Here is a 24,474-nt window from a genome sequence, read left to right as displayed (position 1 = left end):
CCCCGATCTCAAACCTTCCATCGCGTGTTCGAGCGGGAAAGGGTAAGGGTGCGTGGAAATGTTGATCCAGGCGGGCCCATGCGCAAAAAAATCCTGATACTTGGCGGCACCACCGAAGCGCGGCTTCTGGCCGGGCAGCTTGGCTTGCGCGAAGAGCTGGATGTGATGCTTTCGTTGGCTGGCCGCACCATCGCGCCTGCTGCCCAGCCCGTGCCTGTGCGCACAGGCGGCTTTGGCGGCGCGGAAGGGCTTTCCATCTATCTGTCCGAGGAAAAGATCGACCTTCTGATTGATGCCACCCACCCCTATGCGGCCCAGATTTCGAGCAATGCCGCGCAGGCCAGCGCACTGACCAAAGTGCCCGCCTTTGCCTTGCGGCGCGCGCCTTGGACGCCGATCAAGGGCGACAAATGGCAAAGCGTTGCCGGGGCTGAGGAAGCGGTGGAGGCTTTGGGGAAAGCAAAGCGCCGGGTGTTTCTGGCGCTTGGCCGGCAAGAGATTTTGCCGTTCGAAAATGCACCTCAGCATATCTATGTCGTTCGCAGCGTGGACCCTATCGACCCGCCGCTTAATGTGCCGAACGTGACCTATATTCTGGGCCGTGGGCCTTTTGTGCAGGCTGATGAGATGGCGCTTTTGAAGAAGCACCGTATTGAAATGCTGGTCGCCAAAAACAGCGGCGGAAAAGCCACTTCCGGAAAGATTGCTGCTGCCCGTGAATTGGGCATCAAGGTGTTCTTGTTCGAGCGCCCTGCCGCAAGCGACATGCGCGCTGTCAGCTCTCTGACTGAAGCGGTGAAGCTTGCCGATCATTTGCTTTCGCTTGCATAAAAGCGCGGCGAATAGACAAGCGGTTGTTTGCCTTCGCGCTCGATCAGGCGCGTTTCAGCCGAGCCGATAATCACACATGTTGCCATGTCTGCGCGCTCGGCAACGGCTTGGCCAAGCGTTGTTATTTCAATGCGTTCATCCGGGCGGCCAGCGGCACGCCCAAAGATGACCGGCGTGGATGCCGGCAGGATTGTGCGCAGATGTTCAAACGCACGGCCCAACTGCCAGGGGCGCGCCTTGGAAATCGGATTGTAAAGCGCGATCACGAAACCTGCCGAGGCAGCAGCGGCCAGCCGCGCCTCGATGACTTCCCAAGGCTTGAGATTGTCGGAGAGCGAGAGCGCACAAAAATCATGCCCGAGCGGTGCGCCGATGCGCGCTGCAACCGCCAGCATGGCAGTGACACCCGGCACCACCACCAGATCAAGCGCGCGCCATTCCTTCGGGCCAGCCTCAATTGCCTCGCAGATGGCGGCGGCCATGGCAAAGACACCCGGATCACCGCCCGAAATGACGCAGACATTCTTGCCCAAAGCTGCACGCGTTAACGCCGCTGAAGCGCGGTCCAGCTCTTCGCGATTGTCGGAGGCGATGCGCTTTTGATCCGCGCGCAGGTCAAGCCGGTCGAGATAGGGGAAGTAGCCGAAGAATTCTTCGCCTTCCGCAACATAGCGCATGGCCTGCGGGGTGATCTGTTCGGGACTGCCGGGGCCAAGCCCGATGACGACAATGCGGCCTGTTGTTTGCCGGCTATCTTCTTGCCCGCCACTCACGGTTTGCTGCTCCAGCCCGGCACCAGAACGATCGAGAAATAGGGCGCGGTGTCATCCGTCTTCTCGGCCAGCGGCATGGAGTGCTGGTTCTCCATTGTGGCGCGCTCGACATAAAACGCATCGCCAAGCTTGCCAGCCGCTTCGAGCGCGCGGCGAATTTTTGGCAAATTGCGCCCCACCTTCATGATCACCGCCGCCTGCGTATCCGACAGCCGCCGCGTCAGTTCAAATTCACTCATTGTTCCCGGCAGGACCGAGAGCACATCATCACCCTGCACGATCGGAATACCGGCACCCGACCAGCAGCCGGACATAGCGGTGACACCGGGAATAACTTCGGTTGGATAGAGGTGAGCGAGGCGCACATGCAGATGCATGTAGGAACCGTAGAAAAGCGGATCACCTTCAGACAAAACGGCGACAGTTCGCCCCGCTTCAAGGTGCTTTTGGAGCGTTTGAACTGATTGCTCGTAGAAATCGGTTATTTGCGTGCGGTAATCGTTGTTTTCCTTATCTAATTCTGTCGTCACCGGATAGAGAAGCGGAATTTCTATCCACCTCTCCTGAACATGGGCGGCGATGATTTTGCGCGCATTGGAGACATTGCCGCGCTTGGCGAAATGCGCCACGACATCCGCATTTTCAAGCGCACGAACTGCTTTCAGGGTCAGAAGCTCGGGGTCACCCGGACCTGTGCCAACGCCAATAAGCCTGCCTTTTCCAAGACTTGTCATACGCCGGACCTTGCCAAAGCATTGAGAGCGGCGGCTGTCATGGCCGAGCCGCCCATGCGGCCGCGCACGATGGCGAAGGGAATGCCGAGGGTCGAGGCGGCCAAAGCCTCCTTTGATTCGGCTGCACCGACGAAGCCGACCGGCATTCCAATGATTGCGGCAGGTCGTGGGCCGCCCTTTTCGAGCTTCTCGAGCAGGTAAAAAAGTGCGGTCGGCGCGTTTCCGATGGCCACGACAGCGCCATCCAGATGCGCATCCCACAAGTCTAGAGCGGCTGCAGAGCGTGTGTTTTCAATGGCTTGCGCAATTTCAGGCGTGCGAGGATCGCGCAAGGTGCAGATGACTTCATTGCCGGCTGGTAGTCTGGCATGGGTCACCCCATGCGCCACCATGGCGGCATCGCACAGGATTGGTTTCCCCGCCATCAAAGCTGCCTTCGCAACCTCGACAAAGGTTGGCGAGAAGACGAAATGGCGCGTCGCCTCGACCTGCCCGCAGGCATGAATCATGCGGATGGCAACATCGGCTTCGGCCACAGAAAAGGCTGATAAATCAGCCTCTTGGCGAATAATCGCGAATGATTTTTCGTAGATCGCGGTGCCATCCTTGATGTAATCGTATGCGCTCATCATGATCCCTGGAAGGCTGCGGTCACAGTTTTTGCGCCCAGCCGGTTGAAACAATCGCGGGCCGTTTCGCCCACTCTTTGCTGTTCGCGGTATAATCCGGCCAGACGTGCAAAACCATGCCTGATTTCGGCATGTTCGAGCCGTAAAACGCCGGATTCGGAGGCTTTTCCGCCGCAAATGAGGCTGATCCCGTCATTATTGCCGACAAAAGTAAGGTCGGCTGCACTTGGATGGGCGCAACCTTTGGAGCAGCCGGAGACATGGAAACTCAGCGAATTGTCGAATAGTCCGCCTCCCAAAGCTGCCAATTGCTCTCCCGCCACCCGCGCTGCAAGGTGGCCGGACGAGCAGGCAGGACTGCCCGGACAGGCGGCAATACACAAGCGCGTATCTCCTGCATCACCGATGAAACCAAAGCGCGGCGCGAGGTCGCGCATCTGTTCGCACACGGAAATATCTTCTGCAATCAGCAAGATAGCGCGACCAGGTGACAGTCGTATCTCCTCGATACCCGCATTCTCGGCCTCAAGACAAAAGGCCGCCAGCCGCGCCCCTTCGATCTGGCCGAACGGCAGGCCGACGCCTATTGCTGCGCGATTTGCGCTTAACGCAAACATCCCGATTGGCTGGCTGTTGCGCGCAAGATGTGAGCGATCGAGAAACACGATCTTCGCATCCAGCGGTGTTTCCTGTTGCAAGTCCGGTTCTGAAACCTCCAGCGCATGCTGGGTCAATTCGCGGCGCAGGATTGCTGGCACCAGATGTGTTGCGCGGGCCTGCTTGCCCAATTTTGCGATGGCGGTTAGTGCTGCAATCGCGCCATCGCGCGCTTGGGATTCATCGAGAAGCGCAATTGGTGCTGCCCGCTCGGCAGTGCCACCGATCGACAATTGCCACGCCACGCCTCGCTTCGTGCGGGTCGCAGTGAGGCGAATATCAGCCAGGATGCCAGCCATGGGCAGGCGGCCACCGCCATCTATGACAACCGATACTTTTGGGCCAAGGCGTAGCGAAAGCTCTTTCTTTTCAATGATTTCACGAATTGATCCTGCCAGTGGAAGAGGATCAGTGATCTCGGATACGTCGATTCCAGCCAAGGGGCCGGTTTCGACTGGCACACCTGTCCTGACACGGATGCCGAGCGCTTCGATCTCTTTTGCAAAGGGCGCGACTGTCGATTCTTCCAACCCGCGTATCTGAAGGCTGCCGCGCGCCGTAACCTCAACCATGCTGCTACCATGACGAAATGCCGCTTGCGCGACACCGGCCAACGCACCAGGTGAAAAGCCACCACTGGCGGGGCTTAAGCGCACAAGAAGTCCATCACCCGTGCGCATCGGCTCAGACAATGAGGGGCAGGCATTGCGGATAATGGCCGTCATGCCGCCAACCGGCCTGTGGCTTCAGCAATGAGTTCTGCCAGATCATTGTCCACCGAATTACGCAATGGATGCCATAGGCCACGCTTTCTGGCCGAGGCGAACCGTACGGCAATGGCGCGTGCGGCAGCAGGGTTTTCGGCCAGCAGGAATGCGCGCACCTGCGGGTCGCCCAGATAGGCATCGTAGACGGCTTCGATCAATGAAGGCGCTATGGCATTTGTTGTTTCAGCAAAACCGATAAGCCGATCCACCGTCTCGGTAAATTCGGACGCGCCGCGCGGCCCGTGCCTTAGCTGGCCGGCAATGAAAACCGGGTTGGTGGCGCGGGCGCGCACTACGCGCGCAACCGCTTCGCTGACCGAGCGGGCGCGGGGTCGCGCAGGATCTGTCGTATCGAGCGCGATGATATCTGCCTTGCCGCCCAAAACGGCAATTGCTGCGGAAAAGCCGCCTATGAAGGCGACATCGGCGGAGCCTTCCAGAATATCGCGACCGGGATCATCGCCCGTATGGATCAACAGTTCCGCACTTGCCACGCGGTCTGCAAAGGCGCCTGGCGCAGAAGTGCCCTCGCCCTCAGCCCCCCCATAGGAATGCGAACCTGCGTCGAGATAGGCGCGCCCAAGTTCTTCGCGGTCTGCCCAGTCGCCTGATGCCAACCGTTCCTCGATGCCTGCGCCATAAGTGCCGGGCGATGAACCGAAAACGCGTGATGGAACAGAGCCTTGCACCTTGGCGAGGGCAGAAAGCGGGTTTTCATCCGCATCCTCGTCGCGTGCGCCAACGGCCATGGCGGCCGCATGAATGAGCGCGATCTGAGAGGGGAACATGTCGCGGAAAAGCCCGGAAATGCGCCATGTAACATCTATGCGCGGCCGCCCCATCATGGCTGCCGGCAACACTTCGACAGCGGTAACACGCCCGGTCGCGGCATCCCATTGCGGACGGCAACCCATCAAATACAGGCCTTGAGCGATTTCCTCACCGCCGGTGCGCAGCGAAGCAGAGCCCCACAAATCAATGACAAGGCTTTTGGGCCAGTCGCCATGATCTTGCAGATAGCGGCGCAGAACCTCTTCTGCTGCCGCGCGGCCAAGCTCAAATGCGGTCGGTGTGGGCATGGTGCGCGGGTCTGCGGTGAACAGGTTACGCCCCGTTGGCAACACATCAGTGCGGCCTCGTGCCGGTGCGCCGGAGGGGCCTGCGGTGATGTGGCGCCCATCCAGTGCTGCCAGCAAAGAACGGCGTTCGTATTGAGCGCTTTCATGCCGCATCGGCTCAGGGTCATCATCTTGCACACGGCCATAGATATGCAGGCCATCCTTGATGGCGAAATCCTTCAAATCGCACAGCCACGCATCAATGCGCTGGAGCGCTTCATCCGGTGTTTCAGAGCCTGACATGCCGGCATCTAATGCCAGTCCGGTCTCGCGCGCCTTTTCAACGATGAGCTTTGCCAACCGGTCGCGCCGGCGACGGTCCAGCCCCTCGGCCTGCGCAAACTCATCCACCAGACGCTCCAGTATCTGCTGGTTTTCATCCAGCCCCGCTTCGGTGAGTGGTGGTGGCAGATGGCCAAGCGTAACAGCCGCAATGCGCCGCTTGGCCTGTGCAGCCTCGCCCGGATTGCTGACAATGAAGGGATAGATAACCGGCAATGCGCCAGTGACAATTTCAGGGAAACACGCATGCGAAAGCGCGACCGTCTTACCCGGCAACCATTCCAGCGTGCCATGCGCGCCAACATGGATGATGGCGTGGCAGTCCAGCGTGTTCTGCAACCAGATGCCGAAAGCCAGCAACTCGTGACGGGGCGGAATGGTGGGGTCGTGGTAGTCAACGCGACGGTCAATGGAGCGACCGCGATCAGGCGCCAGCGCGACCGTGATGTTGCCGAAACGAGCCGCGCGGAACGATATATTGTCCGCCAAATCGGCGTGGACTGCACTGCCCCAAGCATCTTCGACCGCCTGCCGCGCCGCTTCAGGGATATCTGAGAACGCTTTAGTATAGGCGGTCAAAGGCAGCGCATGCTGGCCGCGATCCAAGGCGTCGAGCAGAGCGCGCGGCGTGGCTGGAATATGGCCCACGCAATACCCCGCCTGTTGCAAATCATGCAGCATGGCAAGCACGCTGGCGGGCACATCAAGGCCAACTGCATAGCCAGTGCGACCAGGGGCCGCCGGATAATCAGGTATTAAAATCAATATATTGCGTTTGGCACGCTCAGTTCTGCGCAGCCGAACGAGATTTTCAACACGGCGCGCGAACTGCACGACACGCGCAGGCTCCGGCTGATTGATCATGCCCCGGTGCCCGGCGGATTCCAGCGCTTCAGCCTTGAAGGCAATCGCTCCAGCATGGATGCGACCATCAAGCTCGGGCAGGACCACATGCATTGCGAGATCTGCCGGTGCCAGGCCACGCTGATTGGTGGACCATGCTTCGTGGCGCGTGGTGGCAATGATGGCCTGAAGGACAGGAACGCCTATGCGGTCAAACAGCGTTTCGGTGCCGGGCTCGGCGCCAGAGGCAAAGGCTGTTGTGGTGACGAGAATATCTGGCGGAAAATCGGTCACTGCCTGCTCGACGAAATCCAGTGAGGCACTTTCCTTGAGGCTCGCCACAAAGATGGGAACTGCGGAAATACGGTGCGCCGCTAGCTCCGCACACAAGGCATCAATGGGCGCTATGTCTGCTGCCAGCAACATGGAGCGGTAAAACAGGAGAGGCACGATTGGTGCGCCAGGGGTAAGGGTTGCACGCATATCACCTACAGTGGCGATGCCACGGCCCGGAAGATAAAAACCGGCTTTTGGCACCGATGCAGGTTGCACGGCGAGGCTTTCATGCCCGGCCAGCGCTCCAAGACGCCCAAGAAGGCCTTGCATATTGGCTGACCCACCTTCGCGGAAATAGGCCAGAAGCTCATCCAGCGTTGCGCGCGGCAGTGTTGACGCTTCGATCAGACGTTCATCCATCTCCCGGCATTCACCCGGCAAGAGTGCCAGATGAAAACCCTTTTCGCGCGCCATGGCTGCGAGCCTGTCGCAACCATAACGCCACCATTCATAACCACCCAGAATGCGGACCAGAACAATTTTGGCTTGGCCGGCCATGCTGTCGATCCACAGATCGACAGACATCGGATGGCGCAGTTCCCGCAGCGGTGTCAGTTGCAGCGAGGGTGCATCCGACCCGGCAAGCCGGTGCGCTGCCGCAAGGCTTGCCAGATCGCTGTCGGTAAAGGACAGCGCCACAATGTCCGCAGGCGGCTGTTTCAGATCGACCGGTTCGGCCAGATCATCCAGCGTTGCAGATGTTGTGGTGAGAATGTGCACCGCGGATCAGCCTTTCCTGCTCAACCAGCAAGAATGGTTTCGATGGCCGGGCGATTGAGACCTTTGAGCCCTATCACGACCAGACGGCTTTTGCGTTCTTCGCCGGGCGCCCAGGCGCGGTCGAAATGATGGCTGACACGCGCGCCTACTGCCTGCACCAGAAGACGCATGGGCTTGCCCGCTACATCCACGAAGCCTTTGACGCGAAGCACGTTCTCCGCTTCAGCGGCTTGCGCCACTCTCGCCGCCAGATCAGCCGGTGTGGTGATTGCTGGAAGCTCTATGACGAAGGTGTCGAAATCATCATGTTCGTGATCGAATGCGCCATCATGATGGGTTTTGCGGTTTTCGATGTCGTCTTCGACTGCCAGGCCGAGACCCAGAAGCACCGAGGCATCTACCTTGCCATGGCTTGCCGGGACGACTTTCACTGCGCGCGCCATATGGGCCGAGATGATGGCATTGGCACGTTGGCGCCCGGCATCATCCATCAAATCGCTTTTGGACAATATGATGAGATCGGCACACGCGATCTGGTCTTCGAAGACTTCCTCTACCGGATCATCATGATCAAGCGTGTCGTCTTCCTGCCGCTGCGCGTGAAGGGCATCCATATCATGAGCCACACGGCCTTGCGCCAATGCCAGGCCATCGACCACAGCGATGACCCCATCGACGGTGACGCGGCTTTTGACTGTTGGCCACTGGAATGCCTGAACAAGCGGTTTGGGCAAGGCCAGGCCTGAGGTTTCAATGAGGATGTGATCAACGCGCGGCTCCAGCGCCAGAATCTTGTCGAGTGCGGGCACGAAATCATCCGCCACGGTGCAGCAGATGCAACCATTGGCCAGTTCAACGACATTTTCCTCCGGGCAAGCGTCAATGCCGCAACCTTTCAGAATATCGCCATCAATCCCGACATCGCCGAACTCGTTGACGATGATTGCAAGGCGCTTACCACCGGCATTCTCCAGCACATTGCGTAAAAGCGTCGTCTTGCCGGCACCGAGAAAGCCCGTGATGACGGTGCAGGGAACGCGCTGTGAAGATGCAGTCATTTTAATTCCTTCAGAGGATTAAGAGGCGGGATGCGGGATATCAGCCCGCGTTTGAGGCTGTCGGGGCGACCACGCCATGGAATGAGGCCATCGGTCGATCCAGCAAAGAGTTCAGCGCCCGCAACGAGGTCTGCGCCACTGTTGATGGTGAGTTCGCCAAAGACATAGCTCCAGCTGCCCGGGCGCACCATTGCTGCGCTGAGGCGGCGTTTGCAATTGCCCAGACACTCCACTTTCTCAATGCGGACATTGGTTCCCGAGGCCGCGCGAATGGCATCCTCGGCCAGATGTTCTCCGGCGCGCGGACGCGCATCTGAGCCCGTTTCATCGCGGCAGTTTTCGCAGATGAGTACCGTGACCATTGTCTCGGCTTCGCGTTCATCGGGACTGGAACTGATATCCACACTGCACTCCGGTTCAAATCTCGTGGGGTGCAGCAAAGGGTCCACCAGCGCCATTCAACAGCGCGGTGTTTCCATAGCCGGGTTCCAGGGCACCCCGCCCGGATCCGGTTTCGTGTTCGATGGCAGGTCTCCTGGCTCGCGAGTCGGCACCTTCTCCCACCTTCCCGGGCAATAGCCCAGTGGCATTTGGTAGAGGCTCTTCGCTTACAGTTGCGGGGACAGCTGTGGTTTAGGGGCATTTCTGCCCGGCACCACATTCCCTTTTCACCCTCTCCGTTGCCGGAGAAGGACCATCGGCAGGGGGAAATTACGCGGGTGGCTGACATGATGTCAACGCGCTTCGCGTTCTGGCCCAAAGTCAGCCGGCAAATTCGGTTGCCCGGCGGCGAAGTTCGTTTATAGTCGCGCTGTCGTCGGTTTTCGATAAGAACCGAAAGAGGGAATGCGGTACGGAAAGCTCAGATGAGCCGATCCAATGCCGCGGCTGCCCCCGCAACTGTATGCGGCGAGTTCCTCCCCAAATGCCACTGGATCAATTGTCCGGGAAGGCGGGGAAGGAGCATTGACCCGCGAGCCAGGAGACCTGCCGGCGACACGACTGCAACCAAGGCCCTCGGGTGGAGGGCGAGAGGAATATGAAATTGACCACTGCAACACACACGACCACAAGCGCAGCTTCTTCGGCGTCGCGCGCATTTCAGCTTGGCCTTTCGGCTCTGCTCGGGCTCTTCGTTATCGGCTTTGTCGGCTTCTCACATATGGAAGTCGCCCATAACGCCGCGCACGATTACCGCCATTCGATGGCTTTTCCCTGCCACTGAGCCGGAGCTTGATCCATGACCCTTTTTCGTAACGTCGTGTTCATCGCGGCGATCGCCGGGCTATTGTCAGGTATCGCCATGGCGGCCATGCAGACTTTTGCCACCGTGCCGCTGATCTTGGCGGCGGAAACGTATGAAAACGCAGCACCTGCCAACCATGACCATGATACGCAAGCGGCCAATGCCGGAGCAGCAGCTACAACGCCCGTTGTTGAAGCTCACGCGCATGGCGAGGATGCGTGGGAGCCTGCCGACGGTTTTGAGCGCTTTGCCTATACAGCGGCTGCGAACATCGTGACGGCAATCGGCTTTGCGCTGGTTCTGGTGGCAGTATCGGAAGCGCTTGGCGGTATTCTGTCCTGGCGTCAGGGGCTTTTCTGGGGGTTCGCCGGCTTTGCTGTCTTCACGCTGGCGCCGGGCCTTGGCCTGCCGCCCGAACTGCCGGGCATGCCTGCCGCCGATGTTTCGATCCGCCAAGCATGGTGGATTGGCACGGTGTTGGCTACTGCCGGGGGGCTGGCGTTGCTTGCTTTCCGCAATTCATTGCCGTTTGCGCTTCTCGGCGTAGCGTTGATCGTAGCGCCGCACATCATTGGCGCGCCGCAACCAGTGAGCCATGGCACCGCTGTTCCGGCTGAGCTGCTCCGTCGCTTTGTCGTGGCGGCGACGCTGACAAACCTGATGTTCTGGATGGTTTTGGGCGCTGTCGTCGGATTGTTGCGCTCCCGTTTTACCGTGGCGGGCGAGCCGGTACTGAAACGCGGCCTTGCCTGATCAAGCGAGATTAACGCTCCTTTTCGGCGGTGCGCGCTCCGGCAAGAGCGCGCATGCCGAACGGGAGGTCACCAAACTTCCAGCTCCCTGGGCCTATATCGCTACCGCGCAGGCGTTTGACGATGAAATGGCCGAGCGCATCGTGCAGCATCAGGCGCGGCGCGGGGCGGGCTGGATGACAATCAACGCCCCGCACGATCTTGCCGGCGCCCTTGCCACACTACCAGACGGCGAGCCGCTGCTGCTCGATTGTCTGACGCTGTGGCTGACCAACCGGATGCTGGCCGAAGCCGACATCGAAGCCGAATGCACAGCGCTCGCTGCGGTCCTTTCTCAACCGCGCGGGCCTTGGTTTGTCGTCAGCAATGAAGTGGGCCTTGGCATCGTCCCGGATAATGCACTCGCCCGCCGTTTTCGCGATGCCGCTGGGCGCCTGAACCAGCAGGTTGCAAGCGTCGCAGATGAGGTTTTGTTCCTCGTGGCGGGCTTACCCATGAAGGTCAAATGATATGAGTATCGATCCGAAAGACACCGAACGCCACCGGGCCAAGATGGCCAAGCGCAAGGCCGTGCAGGATGAGGAAGTGGCCGGCAAGACGATCGAACAGAAGGGGTTGCTGATCGTCAATACCGGGCCTGGCAAGGGCAAGACCACCGCAGCCTTTGGCCTCGCGTTGCGCATGCTGGGCTACGGCCACCGCGTCGGCGTCGTGCAGTTCATCAAAGGCGCCTGGCATACCGGCGAGAAAGATTCCTTTGCTGCCTTTGGCGAGCGCGTGGTCTGGCACACCATGGGCGAAGGCTTTACGTGGGAAACGCAGGATCTGGCGCGCGATATCGCTGCCGCCGAGCGCGCCTGGAGCAAGGCGTTGGAATTGATGGCCGACCCCTCGATCAGGCTTCTGGTTCTGGACGAGATGAATATCGCACTGCGCTATTCCTATCTCGACCTAAACGCAGTGGTGACAGCGCTAAAGGCACGGCGTGCGGATCTGCATGTCGTGGTGACCGGCCGCAATGCCAAGCCGGAACTTGTGGAGGCAGCCGATCTTGTTACCGAAATGGGCGCGACAAAGCATCATTTTTCCGCCGGCGTGAAAGCACAGCAGGGTATCGAGTTCTGATGCCTTTTGTACGTTTGGTTTGCGGTTTTGAGGCTGGTTGCGCAGCCTACAAATGCCCTGGCTCAAGCGACAAACCAGATCGCGGCCACCGTACCGGCCAGCCCGATCAACAGCACATCGGCAATTCCATAGAGTCGCAGAGCGCGGCGGATGTCGGCTGCGCTGGCATCGCGTCGGCCACCGGCGCCCATCTCCGCATCCTCGACCATCACGCCTCCATAGACGCGGGGGCCGGCGAGCGAGAGGCCGAGCGCCCCGGCCATTGCTGCCTCAGGCCATCCGGCATTGGGCGAGCGGTGCTTTTTCGCATCACGCCGGACAGCAGACCATGCATTCCTGGCCGACGCGCCGGGGATAATGAAAGCCGCCACCGTCAGCAGCACCGCAGCCAGCCGCGAAGCAGGCAGATTGATAAGGTCGTCAAATCGCGCCGACGCCCAACCGAACGCGCCATGCTTTTCTGTATGGTGGCCTATCATCGAATCGGCGGTATTGACCGCCTTGTAGGCCGCGCCGCCGGCAAGCCCGCCGACCACCAGCCAGAAGGCAGGGGCAACGACGCCATCAGAGAAATTTTCAGCCAAGCTTTCGATGGCGGCGCGGCTCACGCCCGCCTCGTCGAGGCGCTCGGGGTCACGCCCGACTATCATCGAGACAGCCTGCCTGCCGCCCTCCAGTCCCTCGCTCTCCAGTGCTTCGGCAACCGCCGCTACGTGGCTGCGCAGGCTTTTTTGGGCCAACAGAGTGCTTGCGAGTATCGCTACGATGACAAAGCCCCAGACAAACATCCACGACACAAGCCCGGACAGCAGGGACGCCAGAACTGCCGGCAACAGAACGATAATGATCAGCGCTACCATGCCATGCATGGTGCGGCGTCTGACCGAAAAATTCGGTTTGTTGAGGTAGGTATCGAGCACCGAAATAACAGCGCCGATCCACATGACCGGATGGCCCGCGGCGCGCAACAGCGGCACCGGATAGCCAATGTAGCGTTCAAGGATAAGGGCCAGAAAGGCGATCAAAGCTGACATGGGCACCGTGAAAAATGATAGAAGGACAGTGATCGATCATGGCGGCAGCCTCGATCGGGCAGAAGCGCTTTTTCCTGACGCGCCACGGCCCATTGTCGACCTGTCGACCGGGATCAATCCTCACCCCTACCCGCTTTTCGAACTGCCTGCCACAGCATTTGCGCGCCTGCCCGAGCCGTCGCGCGCGCGTGCGCTCGCCGCCATTGCCGCACGGGCTTACGGCGCTCCCTCGCCCGCCCACATTGTGCCGGCGCCCGGCACTCAGATCCTGTTGCCGTTGGTCGCTTCGCTGGTGCCAGCAAGCCGCGCGACTGTGCTGGGGCCGACCTACGCCGAACACAAGCGAGCGGCAGCGCTTGCCGGCCACGAGGTTGCAACCGTGACTGATATTGGCGCACTGGCCGATGCCGACCTGGCCATCGTCGTGAATCCGAACAATCCGGACGGGCGGGTTACCACCCGCACGGACCTTCTGGAACTCGCCGACCAGATGGCGGCGCGCAGCAGGCTCCTGGTCGTCGACGAGGCCTTTATGGATGTCGGGCCAGAACAGGAGAGCGTCGCCGGAGATGCCGGCCATCCAGCACTGATCGTGCTCAAGTCGTTTGGCAAGTTTTTCGGTCTTGCCGGCGTCCGGCTCGGTTTTGCCATCGGCGCACCAGAGACAATCGCGCGGATCGAGGCGTTGCTCGGGCCATGGGCAGTGGCCGGGCCGGCGCTGGAAATCGGCTTGCACGCGCTTGCCGACACAGGGTGGCAGGAGACCATGCGCACCCGCCTTGCCAGCGAGGCGGCGCGGCTCGATGCTCTGCTTCAGGCGCACGGCGTTGCTGTAGCCGGTGGCACCAACCTGTTTCGTTTCGTGCAGGTGGACGAGGCCCAGGCACTGTTTGTCACGCTTGGCCAACACGGAATTTTCGTGCGAAACTTTGACTGGCGCAGTGATGTGCTGCGCTTCGGGTTGCCGGGGAATGAAGTCGAATGGCAGCGCCTTGCCGAAGCGCTCGATAACTGGACCGGAAGACCAAAGACATGATCCATGTGTGTTCACTGGCGCGCCTCCATGCCACCGTTGAAGAAACGCGTGCGGCGCGCATCGTCTCGCTGCTCACCGCGGGCACCGAGGTCGTGCGCCCTACATCGGTGGCCGCGGCTGACCATCTATGGCTGGCGATGAATGACATCGTGGACGAGCAGCCCGGTTTGGTTTCCCCGGCGGAGGCGCATGTGGCACAGCTTCTGGAGTTTGCACGGAGTTGGGATCGCCAAAGCCCGATGGTGGTCCATTGTTATGCCGGGGTCAGTCGCTCGACTGCAGCTGCCTACATCATCGCTGCGGCGCTGGCACCGCAGCGAACAGAGGCAGAACTTGCTGCCACGCTGCGCCGGCTGTCTACGACAGCCACGCCCAATGCTCGGCTGATTGGCTACGCTGATCGGCTGCTTGGGCGCGAGGGCCGCATGGTTGCGGCCATTGCGGGCATTGGGCGGGGTGCGGATTGCTTCGAAGGCGTACCGTTCCGGCTCGATCTGGCGCCTGCTACCGACGCAGATTGACGAGTATTACACCGCCAAGAGCCAGCGCTCCGCCGGCTACGCTGACCCAGCCTGGGACCTCGCCCAGCCAGAGAAAACCCATGGCTGTAGCCACCGGTGGGACGCAATACTGGAAGTTTGCGGCGCGCGAGGCAGGCATCCGCGACAGCACCATGGCCCAGGTGCCGTAGGCGATCAGGCTCGGCACAATGCCAAGATAGATTACGGCAAACAGAGCGTGGCTGTCAGAACTTGCGGCCTGTTTGAGGCCGCCGGGCAACATGGGTGACAGGCAGAGCGCGCCGATGACCATGTTCCACATCGCGACAGTCAGCGCGTTGTGCTTTTTAAACAACGGCTTTTGGACGATCATGGCCGCGCTGGTGCAGAACGCAGCACCCAGAATGAGCAGCGCACCACTATCAACTTTCAGGCCACCGCCCTCTCCCAGCGCGATCAGGCCGATGCCGGAGAAGGAAATGATCATACCCAGCCACGCTATGGGTCGAAAGCGCTCACCGAGCAGAAGCAGCGCCAGGATCACCGTGATGATGGGATTGACGTTGATGATGAAGCTCGCCGCGCCGGCCGAGACCGTCTGCTCGCCGAAGTTCAGGAGTACAGTATAGAACGCGACGAAGAATATCCCGCCAAATGCGAAACGCCAGGCTTCGCCCAGTGCCGGCAAGGCCGGACGCATGATTATCAAATAAATTGCCGCCGGCACCGCTGCGATGCCGAAACGCACGGCTCCCAATTCAGCCGCACCAAAGGCGGTCAGCCCGGCGCGGATTGCTGGGAATGCGGACGCCCACGCGACTACGGTGATGGCGATGATGACCAGCGTCGCCATGTCGAGTTTTGCCGGGATGGAATTGTCGATCGTCGTGCTTGCCATTTTCCTGCGCCATGCTGTGAGTACGGGTTGACTGGAATGTGTGCGCTTACGAGCTGATTGACAATCGAACAATTCGATGATGAGCTGTGATCATGGATCACATCTCATCGCCGGTTCTCCCCCTTGAAACGCTTCGCGCGTTCGAAGCGTCAGCACGCAGCGGCAGCTTCAGCGCTGCGGCGGAACGCCTGAACATTACGCATGGCGCTGTCAGCCGGCAGATCGCCAAGCTGGAGGGCTGGGTTGGCCTGAAACTGTTCGATCGCGGCGGGCGCGGCGTGACGCTAACCAGCGAAGGTCAGCGGCTTTTCCTGCGAACGGCTGAGGCCTTTGCGCTAATTGCTGACACCTCCGACCGGTGGAGCGAACCGCGCGGCCCGGCTGTGGTGCGCGTTAGTTCCATCCCGTCGATATCAGGCCTGTGGCTGATGCCACGGCTGACGCTTCTGGAACAGGGCGACCCGTCGCTGCGGATCGTTCTCAATGTCGATCACCGTCGCACCGATCTGGGTGATGAGGGCGTGGACCTAGCCATTCGCTGTGGGCGTGGGGCCGTGCCGGGGCGGATATCGCAAAAGCTGTTTGAAGAGATGTGCTTTCCAATCGCATCGCCTGACCTGGCGGCCAAGATCGGTCACGGGGAACCCGAACGGCTGCTTGCGCATCCGCTGATCCACGATTCCGATGCGTCGGGCTGGCGCGCCTGGTTTGCCGCACGCGGCATCGATTACCGCCCACGTTCACAGGACCGTCGTTTTGAAGATTACAATCTTGTGCTCGACGCTGCCGTTCACGGGCTTGGCGTTGCGCTTGCCCGACCACCGCTCGTCGAAGAATTTCTGTTGGCTGGCCGGCTTGCAAGCGTGGACAGCGGCACCGTGCTTAACCCTGTCTCCTATTGGCTTGATCGGCCGGCAGGAACGCCACGACCGGCAGCAGCCGAACTGGCGCGACGGATCGGGGCCGAGGCCAATGTCGATCCGCGCCAGATAGAACGCTTTCTCTCTGAAGAATAAACGCAACTGGCCGGATTCTGAACATCAGGCGCTGCCTATGTCTTGCAGATAGCTGTTTTCAAACCTTGAACCTGCGTAAGCGTCGAGCGCTATGTCGGCGGTCAGCAATTCCTCCGACACTCCCGCCGATGCCAGAACACCGCCATCGGGGGCGGCGATGACCGACCGCCCGGCATAGTCGAACCCCCGATCGCGGCCGGTATTGTTGACATAGGCGATAAAAATCTGGTTCTCGAATGCTCTCACGGCGATCATCTTTTCTGCGATGAACGTTCCCGATGACCCCATCGGCGTCGCAGTCGGGACGAGGATCATGTCTGCACCGGCAACTGCGAGACGTCGAACATTTTCAGGGAACTCGACATCGTAGCAGATCAGCATCCCGAGCGTCATACCGTGGTGCACGAACAGACAGGTTGAAGGAGGGCCTGGCATGAACAGGTCGCGCTCGTAGGCGCCGTAAAGATGCGATTTGCGGTATACGGAAGGTTTGGCTATGCCATCCGTATAAACGGAGGAATTGTAGACCGTTCCCCCCGCCTTCTCGGCGAAGCCTGCCACGATGGCGACCCCGCTTTGCTGCGCAATCTCGCCCAGGCGTGCTACGATTGGCCCATCGACGGGCTCAGCCAGATCCAGAATATCTCGACCGCCACCATAGCTTGTAACGCCAAGTTCTGGTGTCACCAACAAACTTGACCCGGCTTCCGCCGCCTCGCGCGCGGCACTTTCGATGCGGGTAAGATTGGCACCTGTATCGATGCCGCGGGTCTGCATCTGCAGAGCAGAAATTCGGATCATGGCTGTTCCTCGGGATTAGCGCCGAGCAGTTTCAAAAGATCACCAAAACGGGCAATCAGCGAATAGATGATCGCGGCCAAAACCACAAACAGGACTGTCACGGAAGCCATGGTCGGTGTGTAGCCGTATCTGAGCGCGTTGAATATTTTGATCGGCAACGTTTCCATGGTGAAACCCACCGTCATGTAGGCGACGATATATTCATTCAGCGACAGCACAAATGCGAAGGCATAGCCCGACACGAGGTATGGCGTGATGAGCGGCAACACCACGGTGCGGAAGATCGTGCGATCATCGGCACCCAATGTGGCGGCGGCCTCTACCAGAGAGCGGTCAATGGCGGTGAACCCCAGCGAAAGGGTCACCAGTGGCAGCGTGACGAAGAAAATTGCGTGACTGATCACCGCCGTCCAGGGTTGTCCATAGAGGCCCGTAGTTGCCCAGAAGGTGAGCAGCCCGAGTGCAGTGATCACTGGCGGCAGCGTAAATGGCGCAATACCAAGGAGTTGGAAGATGTTGGCCCAAGGTGCAATGCGCCGCCAAAGAAACCAGCTCAAGGGCAGCGCAATCGCGACTGCCAGCGCTGCAGACAGGAGAGCCAGCATCAGCGATGCGAACAATGCGTTGCGCCATCCGGAATCGGAAAAAATATCGGCATACCAAAGCAGCGAAAAACCCTGAGGAGGGAAGGCCAACGTCTGCTTCGCATTCACCGAGACGCCAGCGACAACAATTAGGGGGGCGGAAAGGAACAGGCCGACCAGAATGAAGTAGAAGCGGCGCAGGTATATCATATTGCGGCCTCTCGCTTGCGTCCGGCCAACATCGTCAGGGCTACAAGCCCCAGCGTGACCAATACCAGGAATACAGCCATGGCTGCGGCAAACGGCATGTTGGACTGATAAATCGCTTGGTCTGTGATCATCACCGAAAGCGTCCAATGCTGCGGGCGACCAAGAATCTGTGGCAACAGATATGAACCGAGGGCAAAAATGAACACCATGATTAACGTCGCCAAAATGGTGGTCCGCAATGCTGGTATCACCACTGTGAAAAAGGCGCGCACCGGCGAGGCGCCGAGCGTTCGTGCGGCTTCGGTCAAGGTTGGATCGAGACGCACAAGCGCGGGATAGAGGACGAGAATAGTGTAAGGCAACGCCTGGTACACCATTGCTGTCAGCACAGCCGGAAAGCCTGGTGTGAGAGCCACTGCCTTTTCCATCAGCCCCATCATCACCAAAAGATTGGTGATGCCTGCGGTCCGCGACAGCAGCGTTGACCATGCAAAGCCAATGATGACCTCCGAGAGGGACAATACAGAGAGCAGCGCTACCATCCAGGCGATTTGTGCCCGCCGCGACAGTTTTGTCAGCAAATATGTGAAAGGCACGCCGATGCAGACGCAGCACATAGCCACAAGTACAGCCAGCATCAGCGAGAAGCCGAGAACATGGGCGAAGAACAGCGAGAGAAAGCGCTCATAGTTCGAGAAAACGAAAGCAGGTGTATAAAAACCGCCCTGCAATCGCTGGAAAAAGCTCACCGAGATCATTGTTCCGAACGGAATGACGAAGAACACGACGAGCATCACCGCAGGAAATGCTAGCGGTGCATAATCAGCCAGCTTCTGTGGGGCTTCCCGCCTCATTGCGCCAGCACCACGCAGACGCTGGGCTCCAGCACCACCCCAATCGCCTGGCCCACGGTAACGTCCGGCCGGGCCCGCGGCGTGGACACCGCCATGATCTGCTTACCAGCGCAATCTATGAAAGTTTCGATGGTGCCGCCGAGGTCGCGAATGAATGTCACCGTGCCCGGTATGGCTCCTTCGGTTGTTGGCGATGTCAGGTGCACATCTTCCGGTCGTACAGAGATCGTGGCGTGGCCGCCGGCGGAAACAACCAACCCTGGAATGACCTGCCCCAGTGCAATTGCACGGCCAGCACTACTGTCTGTCTCCATGGCAATCAGGTTGGTTGCGCCGATGAAGTTGGCGACAAAGGTATCGGCTGGTTGCCGGTAGATCTCCATGGGGCTGGCTGCCTGGCGGATCTCGCCCTTGTTCATCACCACGACCGTATCGGCCATGGTCATTGCCTCACGCTGGTCATGGGTGACGACAATCGTGGTGATGCCAAGCTGTTGTTGCAGTTGCCGCAGCTCCACCTGCATGGCTTCCCGCAAATTGGCGTCGAGCGCTGACAGGGGTTCATCAAGCAGGAAAAGTTTTGGAGAGCGCGTCAGCGCGCGGGCGATTGCTACCCTCTGGCGCTGGCCGCCTGAAAGCTTTGCCACCGGGCGGTCGGCATAGCCGGTGAGGCGGACCATCGCCAGCAATTCATCGACACGCTGTTTCTGTTCCGAACGCGGAGCACCGCGAATACGCATGGGATAAGCGATGTTTTCACCAACCGAAAGATGCGGGAAGAGCGCCAGCGACTGGAAAACCATTCCAAGGTTGCGTTTGTGCGTTGGTACTGCGGTGATGTCATCGCCATCCAGCAGGATTGAACCGCTGGTTGGCAGGTCGAGGCCTGCAATCATGCGCAACAGTGTGGTCTTGCCACAGCCAGACGGCCCCAGCATGCAAACAAATGTACCGTGCGGCACCTTCAATTGCACGTCGCTTACCGCGGTAAAATTGCCAAAATCCTTTCGGACTCTATCGAGCGTCAATCCAGACATTATCATCCCGTCGTCGTTGCCCAGTATGGCTGGGGCTGGAGGGGCCGCAACCGGCCCCTCGGCTTATCAGGCTATGGTGCGCCTGATGATCAGGCGTTACCCGGCAATCAGCTCGGTCCACTTCTGGTTCAACCAGTCGGACTTGGTCTGGTAGAGATCGTAGCGCGGGATGATCGGCTCGATATCCGACGACACGCTGGCGAACTCCTCAGGGGTCAGGTCGAGTTTCTCACGCTTCAGCGTCGGCGCTGTGCCAACTTTTCGCGACAGCTTTGACTGGATCTCCGGCTGGCTCATGTAGTCGATGAAGACATGCGCTTCCTCTACTTTTTTCGAGGCACGCGACAGCGCCCAGCAGCCGGAATCCTGAATTCCACCTTCCTTGGGGAAGGTGGAGCGAACAGGGTGACCATCTGCGGCCGCCAGCCCGGTAACATCGTGGTAATATTGGCCCATCGGGATTTCACCGGACTTCAGAGCCTGTTCGAACTGCGCTTCGTCGCGGTACCAGAGGCGCACATTCGGCTTAACTTCAGCCAGCTTTTCGAATGCCTTGTTAAGACCTTCCTCGGTATCCAATGCATTGGTCCCGCCCATGAAGGTCTTTGCCGTGACTTCCAGAAGGAACGAGTTTGACACCAGCGCCAGCAAGCCCAGCTTGTCAGCATTGGCCGGGTCCCAGAACGCCGCCCAGCTGTCTGGAGCTTCGGGATAGGATTTGGTGTTGGTGACCAGCGTAATGTACCAGGCAACAGCGCCGATGCCAGCCACGCGACCATCCGGATATTTGTTGACAAAGCGCTCCAGCAGATCGTCATAGTTTTTGATCTTGGAAGTGTCGATCGGGGCCCAAAGGTCGGTGGATTGACCCTTCAGCATGGCGACCTGCGACATCATCGAGACATCCGCAGGGGCAACGCCGGCCTTTGCTGCCTGTTCGAGCTGAACCAGCCACGCTTCACCGGTTGGCTCGGCAATTGATTCCACTGTGATCCCGCTTGCCGTGGTAAAATCAGGGAAGATGTTCTTGTCGAACGAATCCTTGAAGTAGCCGCCATAGACTCCGACCTTGAGCGAGCGGTCCTGAGCACGCAAAACTGACGGCATCGACAGGGCGCCCAAGGCCATGGCAGTGCCCCCCAGAACGGCCCGGCGGCTTATAGAACTGTTGAAAACTTTGGTCATGTTCTTCTCCTTTGTTTGCCGGTCTGTGACCGGGTTCCCTGGTATTGCCCTGAGGTTCTCTGCCTCAATGAGCGATCTGTCTGGCCTCTAGCATCCGCGCATATTGTGTCAGCGGGAAGCAGAGGACGAAAAAAATCAAAGCCACCAGCCCGTAAACCTTGAACGGTTCGAATGTGGCGTTGTTGATGGCGTTGGACGTTCGCAGAAGTTCGTCGAAACCGATAATCGATGTCAAAGCCGTCGCCTTGATCAACTGAACCAGGAAGCCAACAATCGGCGCTCGCGTGATCGAAAACGCCTGCGGCAGGATGATCAGTCCAAGTTCCTGCGCCCTGTGCAAACCGAGACTTGCGCCTGCATCCCATTGACCGCGCGGCAAGGCTTCGACGCCGCCTCGCCAGATTTCGGCCAAATAGGCGCTGGCGTAGAATGTCAGGCATAGCACCGCAGCAGTCCACGATTCTATACGAAAGCCGAGCATCGGCATGCCGAAGAAAATGAGAAACAGTTGCATCAACAGAGGTGTGCCCTGGAACAGCGCGATATAGCCTTTCCCAAAACGACGCGCCAGGCCATGACTTGAAATGCGTAGGATCAGAATGGCAATGCCGACAATTGTGCCGCCAACAAAGGCAGCCAGTGACAGCGCCACAGTCCAGCGGGTGGCGAAGAGCAAACTGCGGACAATATCCCAGAGGGTGAATTCGATCATGAAACGCCCGCAGGAAGTGCAACGCGGCCAGCCCTGACCAACAACCGGCGCAAGCCAATCGAGAGGCCGAGATAGACCAGCGTGATGATGAAATAAGTTTCAAAAGCCCGAAAGGTTCGCGCCTGCAGCATGTCACCTTGATAGGTCAATTCGCTGACCGAGATCTGAGATACGACGGCGGATTCTAGCATCATGATGACAATCTGGCTGGTGAGCGCCGGAAAGATGATCTGCAAGGCCTGTGGAAGCACGATCTTGACGAACACTTGTCGTGGTCGCAAGCCCAGTGCCAGCGCCGCTTCCTTTTGGCCATTGGGAACAGCGTCCAGACCGGCACCAACGATTTCTGTGGTGTATGCCGCCATGTTGAGGGTCATTGCCAGTATCGCGGCCGAGATCGGGTCGAGCCTGATGCCGAGGCTCGGCAACCCGAAGAAAATGAAAAACAGTTGCACCAGAAACGGCGTGTTGCGGATCAGTTCAACATAGGCGGTGATAGCCTGCCGCAATAGGCGATTGCCGCTGCGCCTGCCGGCAGCAAGGATCACGCTGATGACTGTGCCGAACACAGTCGTCACCGCAATTAGCATGATGGTCATCGACGCGCCGTGGGCAATGGCCCCCAGCGCGTCGTTTAGCCATCCGAAGTCCAAGCTGTAGGACAAAGTCTAGTCCTTGAGGTTTTCCGGATTCAATTCGACCTTCAGCCAGGTCAGCGAGGAAGCATTGAGGCTGCCGTCCGCTACCATCTTGGCAATCGTGTCATTGATCGTTGCTTTGAGAGCATCTTCGCCCTTGTTGAGCGCAATGTGCGAGGGAGAGCTCAACAGCTGAAACTTCTGCTCCGGCTTTATCGCATCCTGTTTCGCCAACACCTGCGCGCCCACGTCATTGCCAACCACCATCAAATCGGTCTGGCCCGATATGAAGGCCTGGATCACGGAATTGTAGTTGTCGAAGCGCTTGATATCGGTCCCTTCGGGTGCAGCTTCTGTGAGCGACGTGTCTTCGAGCGTGCCCTTGTTTACCGCAATTGATTTGCCGGCGAGGTCAGCCTTATCCTTCACTTCGGTGGCTGCCGGCCCGATAACGGCAATATAGTAGGGCGCATAGGGCGCGGCATAGTCGATCACCTTGGCGCGCTCATCAGAATACCCAACGCTCATCAACAGATCGACGCGATGATCATTCAGATACGGAATCCGGTTCTGACCGGTGATCGCGACCGGTACCAGCTTGACCTTAAGTGCGTCGGCAATAGCCTGTGCCACATCCATGTCATAGCCCTTCAGGCTCATGTCGGAACTGGCCGAGGAGAACGGAGGAAAATCCGCGAAGACGCCGACATTGAGCACGCCGGCGGCCTGGATATCGGCGACAGCGTCGGCGCTGGCGGGCGCGGCAACGACTAGGCCGGCACCGAACAGTGCCAACGCCGCAATGGAGGATTTCAAGTTGAAATGCAGTGACATGTTTTATCCCTCTGGAATGATTGTTGATTCCGGCCTGTTTCCGGCCGTGGCTCATTGCATTCCGTTCAATGGCCGATATCGAATTACGCGTCAGACTTTCCGCCCGAGATTGCCGGGCTGAAAACCATAAGGCTGAGTATCTCAAACAACATCTGGGCACCGGCATGGGCAGTGTTGGTGGTTGAGTCGTATTGCGGCGCCACTTCGACGACATCGCCGCCGACAATGTTCATTCCCTTCAGCCCGCGGATCAGATCCAAAACTTCCCGCGTCGTCAGTCCGCCAATCTCCGGGGTGCCGGTTCCCGGCGCAAATGACGGATCGAGGCTGTCGATATCGAAGGAAAGATAGGTCGGGCCGTCGCCAATGATCTGTCTGGCGCGCGCGATGATCGCCGGAATACCCAAGCCTGTAACCTCTTCGGCATGGATGACGGTCATGCCGGACTCATAGGAGAATTCCCAGAGATATTCTGCAGCGCCGCGGATGCCGATCTGGATCGTGCGTGTCGGATCGAGAACGCCGTCAAGCACCGCATTGCGGAACGGACCGCCGTGGTGAAACTTGGTCAGGTCATACGCGCCGCCCGTATCGCAATGGGCATCGATATGGATCATGCCCACCGGCCGTTTTTTACCAACGGCCTTCAAAATCGGATGGGTAATCGAATGATCGCCACCGATGGACAGGGGCAGCACACCAGCGTCGACGATCTGACCGACCCGCCGCTCGATGTCTTCATGGCTCATTTCCAACCGATAGCGGCTTCGGAAGCTGACATCGCCGATGTCGGCAACGCGCAGATCATGCACCGGCGCGCAATCGAGCACATGGTTGTAGGGTCCAATACGTTCGATGGTGCGAAGAGCGCGCGGCCCGAAGCGCGAACCATTACGGTTGGTTACCCCCAGATCCATTGGCATACCAATCATTGCGACCTGCAGATCCTTGAAATCGGGCTTGTCGTTATCGATTTCCATGTAGGGCGCTGTCAGGAACGTGGGAATACCTGAATAGGGTGCCAGTCTGGTCCCGCTCTTGCTGAAAATCTTGTCTGCTACGCGCCGGAACTGCGGGTTGAACAACTCACCGCCGTGACTCTCGCCATACTTGGCAATCAATTCTTTCAGCTTCGCCGCGTCCCAATCCATTGATCGATCCTTACAAGTCCTAGCGCGCCGAAAAGCGCTGCTGCTAAACTAAAATCTTGCAAGGCACGGCGTGGAAAGCAATGGACATTGTTTGCAATGATTTTGTGAGTTAT

26 protein-coding genes and 2 riboswitches are annotated in these 24,474 nt (G+C 59.2%); of the genes, 8 read left to right on the top strand and 18 right to left on the bottom strand.

Annotated elements, in window-relative coordinates; translation table 11 throughout:
- The first annotated feature begins 78 nt into the window (after positions 1-78).
- Positions 79-831, top strand: coding sequence for a cobalt-precorrin-6A reductase (locus tag GA830_RS07795; RefSeq protein WP_195164479.1), 753 nt, complete (start codon positions 79-81; stop codon positions 829-831).
- Here the strand turns inward: GA830_RS07795 and GA830_RS07790 are convergent.
- Genes GA830_RS07790 through GA830_RS07760 form a run of 7 tightly spaced genes read right to left on the bottom strand, consistent with a single transcriptional unit; the run spans position 810 to position 9,110 of the window.
- The gene (locus GA830_RS07790) at positions 810-1,604 is read right to left on the bottom strand and encodes a precorrin-3B C(17)-methyltransferase (RefSeq protein WP_195164478.1); all 795 of its coding nucleotides are present in this window, start codon (positions 1,602-1,604) and stop codon (positions 810-812) included. The two genes, GA830_RS07795 and GA830_RS07790, sit on opposite strands and share 22 nt — an antisense overlap.
- Positions 1,601-2,338, bottom strand: coding sequence for a precorrin-2 C(20)-methyltransferase (locus GA830_RS07785; RefSeq protein ID WP_195164477.1), 738 nt, complete (start codon positions 2,336-2,338; stop codon positions 1,601-1,603). The genes GA830_RS07790 and GA830_RS07785 overlap by 4 nt, the downstream gene beginning before the upstream one ends.
- Positions 2,335-2,967: a precorrin-8X methylmutase gene (locus GA830_RS07780; protein WP_195164836.1), complete on the bottom strand. Its 633-nt coding sequence runs from the start codon at positions 2,965-2,967 to the stop codon at positions 2,335-2,337. The genes GA830_RS07785 and GA830_RS07780 overlap by 4 nt, the downstream gene beginning before the upstream one ends.
- The gene (gene cobG, locus GA830_RS07775) at positions 2,967-4,349 is read right to left on the bottom strand and encodes a precorrin-3B synthase (RefSeq protein WP_195164476.1); all 1,383 of its coding nucleotides are present in this window, start codon (positions 4,347-4,349) and stop codon (positions 2,967-2,969) included. Before cobG ends, GA830_RS07780 begins: the two co-directional genes overlap by 1 nt.
- Positions 4,346-7,690 (bottom strand): cobaltochelatase subunit CobN, encoded by a 3,345-nt coding sequence (gene cobN / locus GA830_RS07770; protein WP_195164475.1) that lies wholly within the window; start codon positions 7,688-7,690, stop codon positions 4,346-4,348. The genes cobG and cobN overlap by 4 nt, the downstream gene beginning before the upstream one ends.
- A gap of 20 nt (positions 7,691-7,710) precedes the next feature.
- Positions 7,711-8,748 carry a cobalamin biosynthesis protein CobW gene (gene cobW / locus GA830_RS07765; protein ID WP_195164474.1) on the bottom strand — a complete coding sequence of 346 codons (1,038 nt, stop codon included), beginning with the start codon at positions 8,746-8,748 and terminating at the stop codon, positions 7,711-7,713.
- The gene (locus GA830_RS07760; protein ID WP_258045658.1) at positions 8,745-9,110 is read right to left on the bottom strand and encodes a DUF1636 family protein; all 366 of its coding nucleotides are present in this window, start codon (positions 9,108-9,110) and stop codon (positions 8,745-8,747) included. Before GA830_RS07760 ends, cobW begins: the two co-directional genes overlap by 4 nt.
- A 146-nt stretch (positions 9,111-9,256) precedes the next feature.
- Positions 9,257-9,462: riboswitch (cobalamin riboswitch) on the bottom strand.
- 87 nt (positions 9,463-9,549) lie between these two features.
- Positions 9,550-9,757, top strand: a riboswitch (cobalamin riboswitch).
- A gap of 36 nt (positions 9,758-9,793) precedes the next feature.
- On the opposite strand from GA830_RS07760, the gene GA830_RS07755 reads away from it, so the two are divergent.
- Genes GA830_RS07755 through cobO form a run of 4 tightly spaced genes read left to right on the top strand, consistent with a single transcriptional unit; the run spans position 9,794 to position 11,871 of the window.
- The gene (locus tag GA830_RS07755; protein WP_195164472.1) at positions 9,794-9,973 is read left to right on the top strand and encodes a CbtB domain-containing protein; all 180 of its coding nucleotides are present in this window, start codon (positions 9,794-9,796) and stop codon (positions 9,971-9,973) included.
- Positions 9,974-9,988: 15 nt separating this feature from the next.
- Complete coding sequence (locus GA830_RS07750; protein ID WP_195164471.1) at positions 9,989-10,747, top strand: CbtA family protein; 759 nt, start codon at positions 9,989-9,991, stop codon at positions 10,745-10,747.
- Positions 10,740-11,255 carry a bifunctional adenosylcobinamide kinase/adenosylcobinamide-phosphate guanylyltransferase gene (gene cobU / locus GA830_RS07745; protein ID WP_195164470.1) on the top strand — a complete coding sequence of 172 codons (516 nt, stop codon included), beginning with the start codon at positions 10,740-10,742 and terminating at the stop codon, positions 11,253-11,255. The genes GA830_RS07750 and cobU overlap by 8 nt, the downstream gene beginning before the upstream one ends.
- 1 nt (position 11,256) lies before the next feature.
- Entirely contained in the window at positions 11,257-11,871 is a 615-nt protein-coding gene (cobO, locus tag GA830_RS07740) for a cob(I)yrinic acid a,c-diamide adenosyltransferase (RefSeq protein ID WP_195164469.1), read from the top strand.
- A gap of 62 nt (positions 11,872-11,933) precedes the next feature.
- Here the strand turns inward: cobO and cbiB are convergent, their stop codons facing one another.
- A complete protein-coding gene (gene cbiB / locus GA830_RS07735; RefSeq protein WP_195164468.1) occupies positions 11,934-12,905 on the bottom strand; it encodes an adenosylcobinamide-phosphate synthase CbiB in 972 nt (323 codons plus the stop codon).
- Here cbiB and cobD point away from each other — a divergent pair.
- Both cobD and GA830_RS07725 read left to right on the top strand, forming a co-directional pair.
- Positions 12,904-13,941 (top strand): threonine-phosphate decarboxylase CobD, encoded by a 1,038-nt coding sequence (gene cobD, locus GA830_RS07730; protein ID WP_195164467.1) that lies wholly within the window; start codon positions 12,904-12,906, stop codon positions 13,939-13,941. The genes cbiB and cobD overlap by 2 nt on opposite strands.
- The gene (locus GA830_RS07725; protein ID WP_195164466.1) at positions 13,938-14,462 is read left to right on the top strand and encodes a tyrosine phosphatase family protein; all 525 of its coding nucleotides are present in this window, start codon (positions 13,938-13,940) and stop codon (positions 14,460-14,462) included. The genes cobD and GA830_RS07725 overlap by 4 nt, the downstream gene beginning before the upstream one ends.
- On the opposite strand, the gene GA830_RS07720 is transcribed toward GA830_RS07725, so the two are convergent.
- Positions 14,446-15,339: a DMT family transporter gene (locus GA830_RS07720; RefSeq protein ID WP_195164465.1), complete on the bottom strand. Its 894-nt coding sequence runs from the start codon at positions 15,337-15,339 to the stop codon at positions 14,446-14,448. The two genes, GA830_RS07725 and GA830_RS07720, sit on opposite strands and share 17 nt — an antisense overlap.
- Positions 15,340-15,431: 92 nt before the next feature.
- Between GA830_RS07720 and GA830_RS07715 the strand changes: the two genes are divergently transcribed.
- The gene (locus GA830_RS07715; protein ID WP_195164464.1) at positions 15,432-16,355 is read left to right on the top strand and encodes a LysR substrate-binding domain-containing protein; all 924 of its coding nucleotides are present in this window, start codon (positions 15,432-15,434) and stop codon (positions 16,353-16,355) included.
- Between the two features lie 24 nt (positions 16,356-16,379).
- Here the strand turns inward: GA830_RS07715 and GA830_RS07710 are convergent, their stop codons facing one another.
- The 9 genes from GA830_RS07710 to speB all read right to left on the bottom strand — a co-directional run bounded on the left by GA830_RS07710 (position 16,380) and on the right by speB (position 24,361).
- Complete coding sequence (locus GA830_RS07710) at positions 16,380-17,156, bottom strand: carbon-nitrogen hydrolase family protein (RefSeq protein WP_195164463.1); 777 nt, start codon at positions 17,154-17,156, stop codon at positions 16,380-16,382.
- The gene (locus GA830_RS07705) at positions 17,153-17,950 is read right to left on the bottom strand and encodes an ABC transporter permease (RefSeq protein WP_195164462.1); all 798 of its coding nucleotides are present in this window, start codon (positions 17,948-17,950) and stop codon (positions 17,153-17,155) included. Before GA830_RS07705 ends, GA830_RS07710 begins: the two co-directional genes overlap by 4 nt.
- A complete protein-coding gene (locus GA830_RS07700) occupies positions 17,947-18,804 on the bottom strand; it encodes an ABC transporter permease (RefSeq protein WP_195164461.1) in 858 nt (285 codons plus the stop codon). The genes GA830_RS07705 and GA830_RS07700 overlap by 4 nt, the downstream gene beginning before the upstream one ends.
- On the bottom strand, positions 18,801-19,841 hold the full coding sequence (locus GA830_RS07695; protein ID WP_195164460.1) for an ABC transporter ATP-binding protein: 1,041 nt from the start codon (positions 19,839-19,841) through the stop codon (positions 18,801-18,803). Before GA830_RS07695 ends, GA830_RS07700 begins: the two co-directional genes overlap by 4 nt.
- A gap of 96 nt (positions 19,842-19,937) precedes the next feature.
- The gene (locus GA830_RS07690; RefSeq protein ID WP_195164459.1) at positions 19,938-21,026 is read right to left on the bottom strand and encodes an ABC transporter substrate-binding protein; all 1,089 of its coding nucleotides are present in this window, start codon (positions 21,024-21,026) and stop codon (positions 19,938-19,940) included.
- 64 nt (positions 21,027-21,090) lie between these two features.
- Positions 21,091-21,738: an amino acid ABC transporter permease gene (locus GA830_RS07685; RefSeq protein WP_195164458.1), complete on the bottom strand. Its 648-nt coding sequence runs from the start codon at positions 21,736-21,738 to the stop codon at positions 21,091-21,093.
- Positions 21,735-22,403 (bottom strand): amino acid ABC transporter permease, encoded by a 669-nt coding sequence (locus tag GA830_RS07680; RefSeq protein WP_195164457.1) that lies wholly within the window; start codon positions 22,401-22,403, stop codon positions 21,735-21,737. The genes GA830_RS07685 and GA830_RS07680 overlap by 4 nt, the downstream gene beginning before the upstream one ends.
- Positions 22,404-22,406: 3 nt before the next feature.
- Complete coding sequence (locus GA830_RS07675; protein ID WP_195164456.1) at positions 22,407-23,210, bottom strand: transporter substrate-binding domain-containing protein; 804 nt, start codon at positions 23,208-23,210, stop codon at positions 22,407-22,409.
- A gap of 83 nt (positions 23,211-23,293) precedes the next feature.
- Entirely contained in the window at positions 23,294-24,361 is a 1,068-nt protein-coding gene (speB, locus tag GA830_RS07670) for an agmatinase (RefSeq protein ID WP_195164455.1), read from the bottom strand.
- Between the last annotated feature and the right edge of the window lie 113 nt (positions 24,362-24,474).

Origin of the sequence: Mesorhizobium sp. NBSH29 (assembly GCF_015500055.1) — a bacterium.
Classification (GTDB): Bacteria; Pseudomonadota; Alphaproteobacteria; order Rhizobiales; family Rhizobiaceae; genus Neomesorhizobium.
Note: the sequence above shows the minus strand (reverse complement) of the source record. Positions and strands in the feature narration are given on the sequence as shown.

Bases quoted from the DNA above. Each gene is read 5' to 3' on its own strand.
- GA830_RS07725 (WP_195164466.1), top strand. From the start codon at position 13,938: ATGATCCATGTGTGTTCACTGGCGCGCCTCCATGCCACCGTTGAAGAA.
- GA830_RS07675 (WP_195164456.1), bottom strand. From the start codon at position 23,210: ATGTCACTGCATTTCAACTTGAAATCCTCCATTGCGGCGTTGGCACTG.
- GA830_RS07750 (WP_195164471.1), top strand. From the start codon at position 9,989: ATGACCCTTTTTCGTAACGTCGTGTTCATCGCGGCGATCGCCGGGCTA.
- GA830_RS07690 (WP_195164459.1), bottom strand. From the start codon at position 21,026: ATGACCAAAGTTTTCAACAGTTCTATAAGCCGCCGGGCCGTTCTGGGG.
- GA830_RS07795 (WP_195164479.1), top strand. From the start codon at position 79: ATGCGCAAAAAAATCCTGATACTTGGCGGCACCACCGAAGCGCGGCTT.
- speB (WP_195164455.1), bottom strand. From the start codon at position 24,361: ATGGATTGGGACGCGGCGAAGCTGAAAGAATTGATTGCCAAGTATGGC.
- GA830_RS07685 (WP_195164458.1), bottom strand. From the start codon at position 21,738: ATGATCGAATTCACCCTCTGGGATATTGTCCGCAGTTTGCTCTTCGCC.
- cobD (WP_195164467.1), top strand. From the start codon at position 12,904: ATGGGCACCGTGAAAAATGATAGAAGGACAGTGATCGATCATGGCGGC.
- GA830_RS07785 (WP_195164477.1), bottom strand. From the start codon at position 2,338: ATGACAAGTCTTGGAAAAGGCAGGCTTATTGGCGTTGGCACAGGTCCG.
- cbiB (WP_195164468.1), bottom strand. From the start codon at position 12,905: ATGTCAGCTTTGATCGCCTTTCTGGCCCTTATCCTTGAACGCTACATT.
- cobO (WP_195164469.1), top strand. From the start codon at position 11,257: ATGAGTATCGATCCGAAAGACACCGAACGCCACCGGGCCAAGATGGCC.
- GA830_RS07720 (WP_195164465.1), bottom strand. From the start codon at position 15,339: ATGGCAAGCACGACGATCGACAATTCCATCCCGGCAAAACTCGACATG.
- GA830_RS07715 (WP_195164464.1), top strand. From the start codon at position 15,432: ATGGATCACATCTCATCGCCGGTTCTCCCCCTTGAAACGCTTCGCGCG.
- GA830_RS07780 (WP_195164836.1), bottom strand. From the start codon at position 2,967: ATGAGCGCATACGATTACATCAAGGATGGCACCGCGATCTACGAAAAA.
- GA830_RS07695 (WP_195164460.1), bottom strand. From the start codon at position 19,841: ATGTCTGGATTGACGCTCGATAGAGTCCGAAAGGATTTTGGCAATTTT.
- GA830_RS07705 (WP_195164462.1), bottom strand. From the start codon at position 17,950: ATGATATACCTGCGCCGCTTCTACTTCATTCTGGTCGGCCTGTTCCTT.
- GA830_RS07710 (WP_195164463.1), bottom strand. From the start codon at position 17,156: ATGATCCGAATTTCTGCTCTGCAGATGCAGACCCGCGGCATCGATACA.
- GA830_RS07700 (WP_195164461.1), bottom strand. From the start codon at position 18,804: ATGAGGCGGGAAGCCCCACAGAAGCTGGCTGATTATGCACCGCTAGCA.
- cobW (WP_195164474.1), bottom strand. From the start codon at position 8,748: ATGACTGCATCTTCACAGCGCGTTCCCTGCACCGTCATCACGGGCTTT.
- GA830_RS07760 (WP_258045658.1), bottom strand. From the start codon at position 9,110: ATGGTCACGGTACTCATCTGCGAAAACTGCCGCGATGAAACGGGCTCA.
- cobG (WP_195164476.1), bottom strand. From the start codon at position 4,349: ATGACGGCCATTATCCGCAATGCCTGCCCCTCATTGTCTGAGCCGATG.